The sequence below is a fragment of the Selenomonadales bacterium 4137-cl genome (assembly GCA_032334055.1).
GTDB classification, from domain to species: domain Bacteria; phylum Bacillota; class Negativicutes; order Sporomusales; family UBA7701; genus Anaeroselena; species Anaeroselena agilis.
On the sequence record JAUOZS010000001.1, the window covers coordinates 3,725,778 to 3,740,996 of the forward strand.

Genomic DNA, 15,219 nt, shown 5'->3' on the forward strand with positions numbered 1-15,219 from the left:
ATAATATCAGCGGAGGGTGGTGCAGCATGAAAAGTATAAGGGCGAAGCTTTTGGTAATTTTATTGCCAATGTTTATCCTTTCCTTCGGAATATTGTCCGGTATCAGTTACTACTTCTCTTTGCAGTTGCTGAACGGCAGCGTTGACGAGACCGCTTCCGCGATCGGCCGGGACAACGCCAACCGTATCCAGGCCGATATTCTGACCGCGGTCGTTCAACTCGAGGATCTCGCCAGCCAGCCGGCCCTGCGAGGCGCCACTGACCGCCCGCAAATCGTCGCCGACCTTGCCGCGGCCCACAAGCGAATCGGCAAGTTCGACTCTCTCAACTTCGTGTTTCTCGACGGCATGTCGATCCGCATGGCCGGAGATACCGTTTTCCTCGGGGACCGTGACTACTTCAAGAAAGTGGTGGCAACCCAAAAAGCCGTCGTATCCGAGCCGGTGATAACGAAATTGGCCAAGAAGGCTGCGGTTATATTGGCTGTGCCCGTAATCGATAATGGGCGCCTAACGGCGGTGCTTGTCGGTACATATACCCTGGAAAAAATAACCGACCTAGTGAAGGAGGTCAAGTTCGAACAGAGCGGCTACGGTTTCGTAGCTGCCAAAAGTGGCTTGGTTATCGCCCATGCCGCAGAACCCGCGGTCGTTTTCAAAATGCGGCTGACCGAAAAAAAGATCGACGCGGGGCTGAAACTCCCCGATACTGAGCTTGACAACAACCTGATGGAGTTGTTCAAGAGCGGCGTTGAAAAGCAGGTTTTGGGCAAATATACCTTTGGCGGTACAGGACGGATCGGCGTTTTCACCCCCATCCGTTTGCCCGGAGACCAACGCTGGGTATTGGCGGTCACCGCCCCAGAGGCGGAGGTCGCAAGCAAAACCGCCACCCTTGCCAGGATAATGCTTGCCGTTTCCCTGATGTTCGTCATTCTCGCCGTGATACTCATCGCCGTCTTCAGCAAACAATTTGTAAAACCGATCCAACAGATCCTTGACGAGTGTCTGCTTATGACCCGCGGAGATTTCCGCGAGCAAGAAAGGAAGGTTTTCTCCCGCGACGAGATCGGCCATCTGGCGGCCGGTTTTCGCGACATGCGCTCCAGCCTGCGGACCCTGATCGGCAAGGTAAGCTCACAGTCCGACCAGGTGGCGGCAGCCAGCGAAGAACTGACGGCGAGTACCCAGCAGTTCGCCGACGCCGCCAACCAGGTTTCCGGATCGATCACCGGCATAGCCGAAGGCACGGCGCAGCAGGCGGCGTCGGCTGCCGACGTTTTCACGGTCGCGGAACAGATGTCGGCAAATACCGCCGAGATTTCCGCCTCGGCGCGCGAAGTGGCCTGCATAGCCGCGGAAACCGCCGGGGAGGCGGAGCAGGGCAACCGGACGGTCGGCGAGGTAGTGAGCCGGATGCGGCGGGTCGGGGAAGGATCGGTCGCGGTGCAGACTGCCATCACCGAGCTGGCAAGAGGCTCGCAGGAAATAAGCGAAATAGTCGACCTTATTTCCACCATCGCGGGACAGACCAATCTTCTGGCCCTCAACGCCGCGATCGAGGCGGCCAGGGCAGGCGAGCACGGCAGAGGTTTTGCCGTTGTGGCGGAAGAGGTCAGAAAACTGGCCGCAGAATCCCACCAGGCCGCCCAGCAGATTGGGGCGCTTATCCAGAGGAACCAGGCCAACATGGACCGCGCTGTTAATGCCACCCAAGCCAGTACCGAAGGTGTCGAGGCTGGTATCGCCGGCGTCAACGATTCCGGGGAAACCTTCAATAAGATTGCCGGTGCAGTCAGGAATCTTGCGGAGCGCATTGAGGCGATATCGTCAGCGATACATCGTATAGACGACGATACTCGTTCTCTCGTTGCCTCGATCCGGGGGATCAACCAAATTAGCAACGAGAATGCAGCGGAGACCCGGAACGTATCGGCGGCGACAGAGGAACAATTGGCCTCGATAGAGGAAATCGCCTCTTCCAGTCAGAATCTCGCGACGCTGGCGGAAGATCTGCAGGCGGCGATTTCCGGATTCAAGCTGTAAATGTGTTTGGCTGCTGCGGTGGAAACAAAATGATGGGAGTTGAGATAATATATATTTTCGTATATAATATTATGTTGTGAAACTGTATAGGGTATGGTGGCGGTATGACAAAGGATTCACCCAGAAAGATCAAGAAGCAAGAGGCGTATCAGCACATAAAGACTAACATCTTGCGCGGAGTATACGGGCCGGGGTATCGCATCGTTATCGACCGGGTGGCCAAGGAACTGAACCTGAGCACTATCCCCGTACGCGAGGCGATCCAGCAGCTTGAGGCAGACGGGCTGATCGAGAACATTCCGTATAGCGGGGCGGTCGTGAAGCGTCTGGATGAAGTCAACTATCAGGAAGTATCTTACGTGATGCTGATTCTTGAAGCGGCCGCCACGGCTCTTGCCGCAAGATCCCTGACCAAGAAGGACCTCGACGGTCTGGAAAAGACGAACAACGCGATGAAGACAGCGTTGGAGGAGCTTGACTTCGAGCGGGTCGGGGAACTCAACGTTAAATTCCATGCCGTCATCCATAACAAGTGCGGTAATTCGTACCTTATTGAAAAGCTCGAACAGGTATGGGAGAGACTGGCACAAGTGCGTCGGGCCAACATAGCATTCGCTCCGCAACGCGCCAGGGCTTCCACGGAGGAGCACGAACGGATCATCGCTCTGCTGAGAGAGAAAGCTCCGGCGGCGGTTATCGAGGATTACGTACGTCAGCATACTCTTAACACCCTTAAAGCGATTCAGACCCTGAACAAGGGTACGGGGAACTTTATAAACTGTTCTATCTAACTGTGGTTAATATAGTGCTAGTGCGGCGCCTTTATGGTGCCGCGTTTCTTATACACGGGGTTTAGAAAAGCTTTCAGCGGTGAGGATGACAGGAAAACTCCTTTTGATAATAATTGCGGTTTGTCAACTGCAATAACTATCGAAAGGGTCGTTAAGATGAACGACCCACATCTCGACCTTTACGCGCGCGGGACCTTCAAACCCACAAAACGCGCATGACCAGTCTCAAAGCAAACTTACATATTATTATAGGAGGCCCCATACAACTAGAAAATATCATGCATAGTATAAAAGATATGGAAGTTCCAAGCGTCTTAGAAGGCATTTTGGGTTTTAAGGGTAATTGTGGCACCACGTGCCAGGCGCGTTTTATGTGCGATTTTTCCGGAAAGTATCGTTTCCAATGCGGTACTGGTCTCAAATTATCTGCGAAATGTAGCCTTAATTTCGTACTTAGCAGCCAGGCCAGTCTCGTTTTCAATGCGAGCCTACAGCTGTTATCGGATTACCCATAAGGTGAAATTTGTGACCCATAAGCTGAAATAATCGTGAAACGGCAGGAAGTAAGGGAAACCTTACTCCTGCCGTTTTTATTGGATATTATCCGAACGAGGACATCGCATTCAAGCGGTATTTTAAGAGTCGCCACCCTGCGCAAAATATATGGTGGGCAGCACGGTAGGCTCGATCAGCGGCGATGTTAATATCATCGCCGGCAAGGACGCCAGAGTCACCGCTTCAGATATCATCAGCGGTAAGAACACCAGTATTCAAGGCCAGAACGTCACCATCGAGGCTGGACAAAACAGCGGCCAGAGCAAACAAACCTACGAGTTTAAACAAAGCGGCCTGACAGTCTCTTTGGGCGGAGATACAATAACCCCGGTCTTGAGCGCCGCGAGCGATGTTAGGCGGATAAGCAACGTTTCGGACGAACGGCTGCAGGCGCTTTATGCCTATAAGGCTTATACAGATGCCAAGGACGCGTATAACGCCCTGAAAGACGGCTCGCCGCTGTCGGTAAGTGTCAGCATCGGCAGCACCAAGTATTCCACGGAGACGGTGTCATCGTTGTCCTCGGCCCAGGGCAGCCAAGTTAGTGCGGGCGGCAATGTCAACATCACCGCCACCGGTAGCGGGGCCACGGACGCGGCAGGCAAGGCGGCGGACGGCAGTGTGAATGTCGTGGGTTCCGGCGTGAGCGGGGAGAACGTCACCCTTACGGCGGCCAAGGACGTCAATCTCGTAGCGGCGGATAACGCCACCACGACGACCAATACTTCCAGCAGCAGCTCCGCCGGGGTAGGCGTGCAGATCGGTCCGAAGGGCGGCGTATTCGTCCAGGGCAGCAAGGCGAGCGGCAACGAGAACGGCGCTGGCACGACCCATACCGAAACGGTGGTGGCGGCGAGCGACACGCTCACCGTCAAGACCGGCAGCGATGCCAACATTGTCGGCGCCCAAGCCAAGGGCGACAACGTGAAGATGGAGATTGGCGGCGACCTCAACATCGCCAGCCAGCAGGATACCGACAGCTACCATGAGCGGACAAGCTCGGCCGGCGGGACCATCGGCCTGGGGTCCGGAGTAGCCAGCAGTGTATCGGCCAGCAAGGGCAAGATTGATTCGGATTACGCCAGCGTCACCGACCAGAGCGGCGTCTACGCCGGCCAGGGCGGCTTCGACATCACCGTGGGCGGCAACACCGACCTGAAGGGAGCTGTCATCGCCAGCGAGGCTGCGCCGGATAAGAATAAGCTGAGTACGGGGACGCTGACCTGGAGCGATATTGAGAATAAGGCGGAGTATAAGGCGAGTAGTGTAGGGGTAAACGTAGGCTTTGGTCCGGGTACTGAGAAGAAAGACCAAGGCATAACGCCTAATATCGGCACTACTGCAAGTGGCAACGCAGAAAGTACAACGAAATCAGCCATTGCTGCTGGAACGATTGAGGTTCGAAGCAATCCAACTCAGGATTTGTCTGGACTCAGTCGAGATACCGGAAACTCGCTTAATACCTTGGGCAAAATATTCGATAAGAAGACGGTGCAAGAGCAACAGGAATTAGCCAAGGTGTTTGGCGAAGTGGCCTTTAAAGCAATAGGAGATTTAGGGCTTCCTGATGGTAGCGACGAGAAAGTAGCTCTCGAGGCATTTGCCGGTGGCTTAATGGCAAAATTGGGCGGTGGCAGCTTTGCGTCCGGATTGGCCGGTGCAGGCTTTACTCAGCTTGTCATGAATGAACTGGCAAATATAAAAGACCCAGCCGCATTGCAATGGGCAAGTGCGATTGTAGGGGTTATAGCAGCTAACCTCGTAGGCGGAGACGCGCAGACTGCCGCTGCCGTAGCTGTAAGCGAAATACGAAATAATCGTTTGTCGCATATTATTACAGACCCCGTTAAAGTGGCAGAGGGACTTAAACAGGGGCTTAAAGACAAAGGTATTGAGGCTGTTGAAGCTTTCAAAACCATTATTGAGCACCCTGTAGATACAGCAAAAGGAATTGCGGGTACTATCGCGGAAATATGGAATGATCCGAGTCTCGTTGCGAAAATTGGTAAAGAAACGTTTCAAGACTATCAATACCGACTTGACGCGATGGTTAATGGATCGGCTTTTGACACGGGCGAACAACTAGGGTATTTATCAGTTGACCTCGGGCTTCTTCTTCTTGATGTTGGAGTTGCTTCGAAATTAGTAGAAAAAGTACCTGGCTTAGCGCGTGCAGTAGAAGTGCTCAATAATGAGCGTGGTTCGATCAGAATAGGTAGTATGACTACCAAACAAGTTACTGATGCAGCAAAAGTGTTGGGCTTTGAAAAAACCAACTATTTTTCGCATGGTCAACCGATCTATAAGAAAGGGAATTTATATATAACGCCTGATATCGATGGTCACAACGGTGGGGTATGGAAAGCTGCAAGTTCAGTTGAAGATCTAAAAAGCAAATCTACCAGATTAGGTACTTACGATGCGAATCTAAATAGGATAGGGGACTAAGAAATGTTCACTTGGCGTATAACAAAATACAACCCTGATTATCGAGATGAATTGGGTAGATATTCGAAACGCGAGTGGACATCATTTTCTGAAATCGGGAGTAGCTTTGATGGGCATGAGTTAACAAAAAGCGAGTATCTCGCAGTTGAAGATGCCTATGTGGATGCAATAGTGACTTTTATGGGGTGTATAAAAGCTACTTCACTGAAGGTCATAGGTCTCGAAAAAGGGAGTGCGCCAAAGCCAGTTCAGGAGCTTTATTCAACTGAAATGTCTAATCTCTATGCTACAGTTCGAAACCATAGTGTTCTTAGCTTAAAGGATGTACAACTGATGGCTCGATTGGTTTTGCGAGAAGACTTATGGTGTAAGCTTGAAAGTGTCGATAACATGTTTGTTCATTTTGGCTATGACTACTATATGTACATTGGATGTATTAAAACGTGCGAAGATGCTATTAATAAAATCATGCAAAAGGGACTCTTTGTAGAAAAACATGAATCTCCATATGCATAGATCTCAGGAGGAAAAGGGATGCGATTTATGCGCATCCTTTTCCTTTGTCGCCTGTTCCTTCAAACGCTTTCTCAATATATTCTCTATTAAATCCATCAGTTTAGGTGCTTCTGGGGCATCTCAGGAAATCAGCTTAAATGGCAGACGACGAGGCATAGGTAAAATATCATCGAAATCATCAAGACAAGGCTTAAACTGAGTTCTATGCGCTAAATAATAACTATTTACGCAGCTTCATCAATGTCGTTATAAGATACAGGGGGACGGTTCTTTTGTATCCTAGATGGATGTGGTATGATAATCTGGGGTGAAAAAAATGCCGAGACAAGCACGTAAGAAAAGTGAAAGTGGAGTATATCACATAATGCTTAGAGGAATAAATCGGCAAGTTCTATTTGAGGAAGAGGAAGATAAGGCGAAATTCCTGGACACGATTAAACAGTACAAGACCAAGAAAGAGTATAAAATACTAGGCTATTGCCTAATGGACAACCATGCCCACATCCTCATAAAAGAAGGTAACGAGCCAATAGCAAACACGATGAAGCGGATTGGAGTAAGCTATGTATGTTGGTATAACTGGAAGAATAAGCGCAGAGGGCATCTATTTCAGGATCGGTATAAAAGTGAGTCAATCGAGGATGACCAGTACCTATTAAGCGTTTTGAGATATATACATCAAAACCCGATGAACGCGGGAATCGAGCAAGAAATATCAAGATATAAATGGAGTAGTTACAACGAGTACGTTGGAGTACCTAAAATAGTGGATACGGCATTTGTGCTAGGAATGTTTTCAGAGAATGAAAAACTGGCAAGAGAAGAGTTTGCAAGATACATGGTCGAGAGCGGCGGTAGCAAGATTAGTTTGGAAGAAGATAAAAGACTAACGGATAATGAAGCAAGAGAGAAAATACAGCGACATATAAATATGACATTTGCCGAGGTGCAGCAACTTGATAAAGAAAAGCGAAATGAAATACTGAGAAAAATGAAGGATATTGAAGAAGTATCGATAAGACAGATAGCAAGAATAACAGGGTTTACGGTTAACGTTGTAGCAAAAGCATAAGGATACAAAAGAACCGTCCCCTTATATCAAGATCTATCTTGTTGAAAATGTGGATGTTCTGTGGTAATGTAGCTAATAAAATGTAGTAAAGAAACTACACTTTATTAGGCGTTTATATACCACGGAAGAGGTGAACTATGATGGATCGGACAAGTAAAGAATACACAGCCTTTTTGGAACAGGTTTTAGAGCAGGTAGACGGGACTATTGTTACTGATGCCGAAGGAAAAGTAGTCTATCTCAATAAAAAATATGCGGATATGCTTGGTGTGGATGTAGGGACATCTATTGGTAAACATGCTCGAGAAATCATACCTCAAACGCGCATGGACATTGTGGCTAAAATGGGCCAAGAGGAAATAGGCTCAGTGCATATGGTTAAAGGAACCATACCTGTAGTGTGCAATCGCTTGCCAGTAATGAAAGATGGGAAACCAATTGGGGCGGTAGCTTTTACGACTTTTCGGAAGATGGATGAAGTCGCTTCACTTTTTGCCGAAATTAACCGGCTCAACCTTGAAATTAAAGAATACAAATCCGAGCTTGTCAAATTGCGAGGCGCAAAATACTCACTGGATCAGGTAGTCGGATCATCACCTCAATTGCAAAAAGTGAAAGAGCTTATAAAAAAAGTCGCTCCGTCCAAACTCGCTGTTCTGATTAACGGCGAGACCGGTACTGGAAAAGAGCTGTTTGCTCAGGCTATTCATCAACTTAGTCCTAGGAAACACAAGCCATTTGTGAGAATAAACTGCGCAGCTATACCCAAAGAACTTCTGGAATCGGAACTGTTCGGTTATGAAGAAGGAGCATTTAGCGGGGCAAAAAAGGGTGGCAAGCCGGGTAAATTTGAACTTGCAAATGAAGGCACGCTTTTGCTTGACGAAATCAATGAACTGCCCATATTCCTCCAATCTAAACTCTTACGGGTCATCCAGGAGCATGAAATCGAGCGGGTTGGCGGTATAAAACCAATCGAAATCGACGTTAGGCTGATATGTACGACGAATCGCGATATGCAGGATATAGTACGCAAAGGCGAATTCAGGGAAGATTTATTTTATAGGATTAACGTTGTCGATGTCAGCATCCCGCCTCTACGTCAACGTAAGGAGGAGATTAGAGACCTTACGAGCCATTTCATAAAGAAAATTAACGTAAATCATGGCCTGGGGATTACTGGTATTAAAGAGAATGTGCTTAGGTTATTTGAAAGGTATCGGTGGCCAGGTAACGTCAGAGAATTGGAGCATGTAATGGAGAGAGCGGCAGTAATGGCTATATCCGGCGAACTTGATGAAGCCCACTTCGATTATCTTCTGCCCCGTTTATTAGGTAACACGGAGACAGATTCGGCGGAAACAAACGGTTCAGCTAGTTTAGGAAAGGTCAAAGACGTGGCGGAGAAGCAAGCAATCTTAAATGCCCTGTCCAAGGCTAATGGCAACAAAACTGCTGCGGCTAGAGAGTTGAATATCCATCGAACCGTACTCTATGCTAAAATGAAAAAACATGGCATAGTGTAGTTAAACAGCTACGATTATTGTAGTGGAAAACGCACGCGAATAACCCCTATAAAACCTGGTAATCCAGGTTTTATAGGGGTTTTGTTTATTGGCATACATATTGCGATTAGGAAGGGAGCAGAGTGGGGAGGTGAGCCAATAATTCCGCGCATTTTCTTAGTTTGCCAGATTATCTTATATAAGGAGCTGAAAGTAAAGTGACAAAGAAGTTGATAATCACCGCAGCAGTAACGGGAGCAGTTCACACTCCCAGCATGTCACAATATTTGCCAGTTACTAAAGAGCAGATCATCGACGACGCGGTTAAGGCTTGCGAAGCAGGGGCATCCGTCGTCCATATCCATGCACGCGATCCAAAGACTGGTCGACCGACCAGTAGTCTTGAGTTGATGGGTGAAATCGTTTCGGGAATAAAGAAAAGGTCAGACGTTATCGTATGTATTACCACGGGCGGCCAGTTGGGCATGTCTTTGGAAGAGAGGCTTGCGGCGGTTCCCGCTTTCCAGCCCGAACTCGCATCCTGCAATGCCGGCTCGGTGAATTTTGTCCTTCAACCGGCGGCAGCCAAAATTGCTAACCCAAAATTTGACTGGGAGATTCCCTTTCTTGAGGGGACATACGATCTTGTTTTTGCCAACACGTACAAAGGGCTTGAGTATTACATCACAACAATGAATCAATACGGGACTTTACCTGAATTCGAAGTTTATGATGTCGGCATGATTAATAATATCGCCTTCTTTATCAGAAAAGGCATTGCAAAAAAGCCTGTTTACATCCAATTCGTTATGGGAATTTTGGGTGGCATCCCGGCCACGATTGAGAACTTGGCATTCCTGGTAAAAACGGCAAAAGAGCAGATTGGCGACTTCAAGTGGTCGGTCGCGGCGGCTGGAAAAGCGCAATTTCCCCTTGTCACCGCTGCTTTAGGCATGGGCGGCAACGTACGGGTCGGGTTGGAAGATAACCTATATGTTAAGCCGGGAGTTCTGGCAAAGTCGAGCGCTGAACATGTGGATCTGGTACGTAACATTGCCGAAGGATTGGGCATTGATGTGGCTACTCCGGCGGAAGCACGACAGATATTAAACTTAAAAGGCTTAGAGAAAGTTGGATTCTAGACGCATTAATTAATCAATCAGAGTTGGGAGAATGGAAAAGTGATTAATAAAGTAGCGATTCTGGGCGCTGGGACGATGGGGCACGGAATAGCTGAATCCTTCGCCATGTATGGTTATGACGTAAATCTCTATGATATCAACGCCAAAGCGCTTGATAAAGTCAAGGCGCACATTGAGCAAGAATTGACAATGCTTTCGGAGGAAGCCTTTTTAAAGAGTGAAGAGATACCCGCCATTATTAATAGGATAAAGCTTTTCACTGATCTCCAGCAAGCGGTTGAAGACAGGGAGTATGTAATTGAATCAGCCCCTGAAAACATGGAGTTAAAGCAGAGATTATTCAAGCAGCTTGATGAATTTTGCCCGCCTGATACCATTTTGGCAAGCAACACCTCCAGTCTTCCGTTAAGCGGAATGATGGCGCTTGTTAGTGAGGAGCGCAAGAAGAGGATGATGGTGAATCACATGTTCAATCCGGCACATCTCATTCCGCTTGTAGAACTCTCTTATTTCGGAAACATGCCGGAGGAAATTTATAAAGAGGTGGAGAGTTTATATCTTTCCATCAGGAAACAACCCGTACGCGTTTCGAAAGATGTACCTGGACTGGTGGCCAACCGCATCATGCAAGGAGTTGCAAGAGAGGTTTTTTCGCTGATTGAGCAAGGGGTTGCGGAGGCGAGCGATATCGACAAGGCGCTAAAATTCGGCCCAGCTTTCCGCTATGCCACAACCGGTCAGTTAGAAGTAACCGACTTTGGCGGCTTAGATATCTGGTGCATTGTCGGGGACAACCTCTTAAAGGTTATGGATAATTCGCAGAGTGCGAACAAACTGCTACGGCAAAAGGTACTCGAAGGAAAACTGGGGGTGAAAAGCGGCGAAGGGTTCTTTAAGTATGATCCCGATAAAGTATCCGAGATCAGGAAAAACTTCATGAAAAAGCTGATTCGCCAACTTAAAGTATCTCAATCTTATGTATAATTCTTTGGCAAATCATTATAGGGAGGATTTTAATCAATGGATCTAAGCGTATTAGGCCTTATTTTATCCTTGGTGGTGCTGATTGCTCTAGCTCTGCGCGGCTGGCATATTATCTTGCTCGCGCCTATCGCCACGGTAATAGTGTGCCTATTTTCGGGTCTCGATGTATTGCAAAGTCTCTACGGACCATATATGGAAGGTTTCATTGCATATGCAAAAAGATTTTATTTGGTTTTCCTAGGTGCTTCTTTATTCGCGAAATATATGGATGACTCTGGTGCTGCTAAGACGATTGCTCTTGCTATTCTAAAAAGGGTTGGGAGAGATAAGCCATTTCCTATGTTAGTAGCTATCTGGATAATAACTACAGTTCTGACATATGGAGGCGTTAACCTTTGGGTTGTTTCTTTTGCCTTGATTCCTATTGCATTGCCAATATTCAAGGAAATGAATTTGCCGTGGCATTTGTGTCTTGCCCCGTTTATGCTTGGCTTAGGTACTGCGACATTGACGATGCTTCCGGGAACCCCGGCATTAGCGAATATAATGCCGACAAAGTATTTAGGGACTACTGCAACTGCGGCACCGCTCATTGGCGTTGTCTCTTCGATAATCAGTACAGCCCTTGGATTGTACTACGTTAAATGGGCCCTCAACAAAGCGCAGCAGCGTGGGGAAGTATTCTCCCGGCCTGATAGTATAATGGTCGGCAACGTTGAAAAAACAGAGCTGCCATCATTACCCATGTCAATAATTCCTCCCGCAGCGTTGCTGATTGTACTAAACGTTTTTAAAGTGGATATCGTATATTCGCTACTTGGCGGGACACTGCTTTGTATCGTGCTGTTTTACAAATACGTTAATAATCACCTTGATACGCTTAACAAGGGAGCTGTTAACACCATTCTGCCAATGGTGAATACTTGCGCCGATGTTGGTTATGGCAAGGTCGTCGCAGCAACCGCAGGATTTACAACGGCAGTCAATGCTCTAATGAGTATTCCGGGGCATCCTTTGATCTCTATGACAGTCGCTGTAAATTTACTCTGCGCCATTACCGGCTCGGGTTCCGGCGGTCTTGGCATCGCCCTGGAAGTATTAATTCCGAAATATCAAGCCTTAGGGCTCAATCCTGAAGTCATTCACCGTATTGCTGCGATGGCCAGTGGCGGTTTGGATACAATGCCGCATAACGGCGCCGTGATAACGATTCTGGCTGTATTTGGACTGACTCATAAGGTGGGCTATAGACACATGTTTGCTACATGTGTGGTTGTTCCTCTGATTACTCTTATTCCGGCGGTTATTCTCGCGATATTGTTCTATTAGTTATATCAGGTGTGTTGCTAATTAAGTCTAAAATTATCACAGGCAAGGCTGAGGTTGCTTTGACAATATTGCGGCAGCCGAAGTCTTGCCCTTCTTTCTTAAGTCTAAGCAGGAAGAAAACGAATTAGCGTAATTGGAGGGCTATGCTTGAGCAAGGAAGTTTGTAATGTTCTAGAACATTTAATGCATGCATTGCCGTATTTTAATAATTTGTTAACAAAGGACATCGGTGTGTCGCTGACAGACCTGGAGAAGTTCCTGCTTTATAAACCGGCAACAAATTTTGACATGAAGGTGTCAGCAGGCGATCCGATTAAACCGGGATCTGCTGTTGATCAAGCTATAAGGGAAAATCGAAGAGTAGTCCGCAGAGGCGACTCATCGCTATATGGGATGCCTTATATTGCGGTATGCTGTCCTATTCGGGACGAGACCGGAGCGGTTGTGGGGTGCGCCATCACCACCGAGCCGGTCGATATGCAGGATTCATTAAAGGAGATGGCTATAAACGTTAATGACAGCATTAGCGCTATCGCCAGCACTTCGGAGGAAATATCGGCCCAGGCTGAGGAAATAGCCGCCACAACTAGCAACTTGGCACAATTAGCCTTGCATTCACAAGAACAAGTTAAAGAAACTGACGGGATAATTACTATTATCCGAAGTATCGCCGCACAAACAAACCTTTTAGGGTTGAACGCCGCTATTGAAGCGGCCCGCGTGGGCGATGCCGGGCGGGGTTTCGGCGTTGTGGCTGAAGAGATCCGAAAGCTTGCTGCAAACAGCTCCGATTCTGTAAAAAACATAGATAAAATCATTAAAGCTATTCAGAGGGACAGCATTAACGCCTACGATCAGCTTCAGCAAGTGAATGAGGCTGTCAACCAAATCGCCGTATCGATTTCGGAAGTGGCGAATGCGGTACAAAATACAGTCGCGCTTGTGCAAAAGCTTGATCATGTGGCGGAAAGCTTCAGTAAGGATAGCGGACAATAGTGACAACGCGGCGCCTTGCAGGGGCCGCGTTGTCATTATGGGGCTGATCAGTTGAAGATGACGACGCCACACTATGCCGGAAGGTATTCATTCGACCAGCCAGAGGCGTCGCTATTTATAAAAAAAACCGGCAATTAAATAAAGCATCGATGACAAAGCAATCGCGACTACTCCATAGGGCAGGACGTAGTTCACATGAATAGTTAACGGCAGGTCTGTTACCGCCGCGGTGAGTACGGGAGTTTCCCCCAGTGGCGACAGGTTATCGCCAATTGAGCCGCCTGCAAGGACGGCGCCAATGGTTAACGAAACGTTGGCGTCCGTCGTCGCAGCCAATGAAAGGGCCATCGGCATAACCAACGCCCATGTTCCCCAGGAAGAACCCATAAAGTATGAGGCTAAACCTGCGACGGCAAAAACTACTAAAGGCACTAGCGGTCTGGAGATAAAATTATTTGCCAAGAAGTTGCCTATGAACGAGTTGAACCCCAAGTCCTGTGTCACGCCGGTAATAGCCCAGGCGAAGATTAGGATGACTATCGGCGGCAGCATTTCTGTGCCGCCGCTTAAGAAATGGCTCTGGAGTTCCTTCATCGGAATTCTTTGGATGCCATAGATGACGGCAGTGAAAACGATGGTTGCCAAAGTCGCGGTAAAGATGGCTTTTTCGTAATCGGCGTTCATCATAGCGTTCCAGAGAGAATTCGCCCCTTTCGCCTGTCCGGTCCACCAGAACAAATATATGATCATCAGCAGTAATAGGGCTAACGGGACTAACAAGTTCGCTACCCTTGGCGGCACTTTTTCCGCAAATGCGCATTCCTCATGCGCCTCGTGGGAATCGTGGTCCCCTTCAGGCAGATCTTTTTTATAAGCTGGGTCTGCAAGTCTGAAAAAACTAAAGTTAAAGCTCCAGAAAATGGAGACCAAGCTGATAACGACCATGAGAATCGAATAAAAATTGAAGGGCAGCGAAGCCAGATAATACATATAAGGGCTGCCGGCAATGCCTGCCTGGGACATCGCTGAGCCGGTCACCCCCAGTATGTATCCCAGATAAGTGGTGGCGAAAGGGATTAAGACAATCAACTGAGAGGAAGTAGTATTGATGATAAACGCCAGTTTTTCTTTGGACCCGCCCGTTTTATCCAATAGGGGCCGGCTTATCGTACCGGTGGAGATAACATGGAAGCAGCAATCGAGAAAGGTCACGGGGGTGACCAGCAGCACGCTCAGCAGTGCGCCTTTTTCCGATTGCACGTAAGGGTCCACGGCTTTGGCGAAGCCTGATATTCCGCCGCCGACCTTGAACATTTCCGCAAGCGCCCCGAAGCCGAATAAAAAAAGGATGATATAGGCATGGTTTTCGTCCGCGACTACCCGGGATAAGTATTCACCCGCAATCACTGCCCCGGTGAGCGGATTACCGCCTGATTTAATAACGGCGCCGGCAAGCAGACCGACCACCAGAGAAGGGATGATCCGTTTCGTGACCGCCGCGCCGAGGATTGCCGCTATGGGAGGAACTACCGAAAAAGCGTCCATGATAATCGCTCCTTTCTTATAACGTTTAGTATCGCACGGACAGCTCGATTGTATTAGAATTGCTTGCCGTAAAAAAGCTGGATGATGCGGAAGATGGGGGGAGGCAGTGCCTCCCCTTTTTCTCTTTACCCGGCCGGCGGAAAACATTAGAAGCCTGCGCTGCTGGGGTTGAGCCGTGAGCTAATAAACCCTGATCGTTATCCCGCTGCCGGGAAGAGTACAGTCTACTTCCGGAGGCATACTATCTGTCGGACCACAGCAAATATGCCAATGATAATATCAGGGAAAGGT

General features: G+C 48.3%; 11 protein-coding genes. 10 read left to right on the forward strand and 1 reads right to left on the reverse strand.

The genetic code is table 11. The features are described from left to right. Positions 1-26: 26 nt before the first annotated feature. The 10 genes from Q4T40_19320 to Q4T40_19365 all read left to right on the forward strand — a co-directional run bounded on the left by Q4T40_19320 (position 27) and on the right by Q4T40_19365 (position 13,383). A complete protein-coding gene (locus tag Q4T40_19320; protein MDT8903386.1) occupies positions 27-2,045 on the forward strand; it encodes a methyl-accepting chemotaxis protein in 2,019 nt (672 codons plus the stop codon). Positions 2,046-2,149: 104 nt separating this feature from the next. After that, on the forward strand, positions 2,150-2,836 hold the full coding sequence (locus Q4T40_19325; GenBank protein MDT8903387.1) for a GntR family transcriptional regulator: 687 nt from the start codon (positions 2,150-2,152) through the stop codon (positions 2,834-2,836). A gap of 663 nt (positions 2,837-3,499) precedes the next feature. After that, on the forward strand, positions 3,500-5,839 hold the full coding sequence (locus Q4T40_19330) for a hemagglutinin repeat-containing protein (protein MDT8903388.1): 2,340 nt from the start codon (positions 3,500-3,502) through the stop codon (positions 5,837-5,839). 3 nt (positions 5,840-5,842) lie between these two features. Further along, positions 5,843-6,355, forward strand: coding sequence for a hypothetical protein (locus tag Q4T40_19335; GenBank protein MDT8903389.1), 513 nt, complete (start codon positions 5,843-5,845; stop codon positions 6,353-6,355). A gap of 316 nt (positions 6,356-6,671) precedes the next feature. Further along, on the forward strand, positions 6,672-7,427 hold the full coding sequence (locus Q4T40_19340) for a transposase (protein ID MDT8903390.1): 756 nt from the start codon (positions 6,672-6,674) through the stop codon (positions 7,425-7,427). A gap of 137 nt (positions 7,428-7,564) precedes the next feature. Continuing rightward, positions 7,565-8,953 carry a sigma 54-interacting transcriptional regulator gene (locus Q4T40_19345; protein MDT8903391.1) on the forward strand — a complete coding sequence of 463 codons (1,389 nt, stop codon included), beginning with the start codon at positions 7,565-7,567 and terminating at the stop codon, positions 8,951-8,953. A gap of 197 nt (positions 8,954-9,150) precedes the next feature. Next, positions 9,151-10,074 carry a 3-keto-5-aminohexanoate cleavage protein gene (locus Q4T40_19350; protein ID MDT8903392.1) on the forward strand — a complete coding sequence of 308 codons (924 nt, stop codon included), beginning with the start codon at positions 9,151-9,153 and terminating at the stop codon, positions 10,072-10,074. Positions 10,075-10,113: 39 nt separating this feature from the next. Beyond that, on the forward strand, positions 10,114-11,058 hold the full coding sequence (locus Q4T40_19355) for a 3-hydroxyacyl-CoA dehydrogenase NAD-binding domain-containing protein (protein ID MDT8903393.1): 945 nt from the start codon (positions 10,114-10,116) through the stop codon (positions 11,056-11,058). A 36-nt stretch (positions 11,059-11,094) separates the two neighbouring features. Then, complete coding sequence (locus Q4T40_19360; GenBank protein ID MDT8903394.1) at positions 11,095-12,387, forward strand: hypothetical protein; 1,293 nt, start codon at positions 11,095-11,097, stop codon at positions 12,385-12,387. A gap of 147 nt (positions 12,388-12,534) precedes the next feature. Beyond that, positions 12,535-13,383 carry a methyl-accepting chemotaxis protein gene (locus Q4T40_19365; protein ID MDT8903395.1) on the forward strand — a complete coding sequence of 283 codons (849 nt, stop codon included), beginning with the start codon at positions 12,535-12,537 and terminating at the stop codon, positions 13,381-13,383. Positions 13,384-13,494: 111 nt separating this feature from the next. On the opposite strand, the gene Q4T40_19370 is transcribed toward Q4T40_19365, so the two are convergent. Next, the gene (locus Q4T40_19370; protein MDT8903396.1) at positions 13,495-14,928 is read right to left on the reverse strand and encodes a Na+/H+ antiporter NhaC family protein; all 1,434 of its coding nucleotides are present in this window, start codon (positions 14,926-14,928) and stop codon (positions 13,495-13,497) included. Between the last annotated feature and the right edge of the window lie 291 nt (positions 14,929-15,219).

Excerpts from the sequence above, each read along its gene's own strand:
- Q4T40_19320 (MDT8903386.1), top strand. The coding sequence starts at position 27 with ATGAAAAGTATAAGGGCGAAGCTTTTGGTAATTTTATTGCCAATGTTT.
- Q4T40_19325 (MDT8903387.1), top strand. The coding sequence starts at position 2,150 with ATGACAAAGGATTCACCCAGAAAGATCAAGAAGCAAGAGGCGTATCAG.
- Q4T40_19330 (MDT8903388.1), top strand. The coding sequence starts at position 3,500 with ATGGTGGGCAGCACGGTAGGCTCGATCAGCGGCGATGTTAATATCATC.
- Q4T40_19335 (MDT8903389.1), top strand. The coding sequence starts at position 5,843 with ATGTTCACTTGGCGTATAACAAAATACAACCCTGATTATCGAGATGAA.
- Q4T40_19340 (MDT8903390.1), top strand. The coding sequence starts at position 6,672 with ATGCCGAGACAAGCACGTAAGAAAAGTGAAAGTGGAGTATATCACATA.
- Q4T40_19345 (MDT8903391.1), top strand. The coding sequence starts at position 7,565 with ATGATGGATCGGACAAGTAAAGAATACACAGCCTTTTTGGAACAGGTT.
- Q4T40_19360 (MDT8903394.1), top strand. The coding sequence starts at position 11,095 with ATGGATCTAAGCGTATTAGGCCTTATTTTATCCTTGGTGGTGCTGATT.
- Q4T40_19370 (MDT8903396.1), bottom strand. The coding sequence starts at position 14,928 with ATGGACGCTTTTTCGGTAGTTCCTCCCATAGCGGCAATCCTCGGCGCG.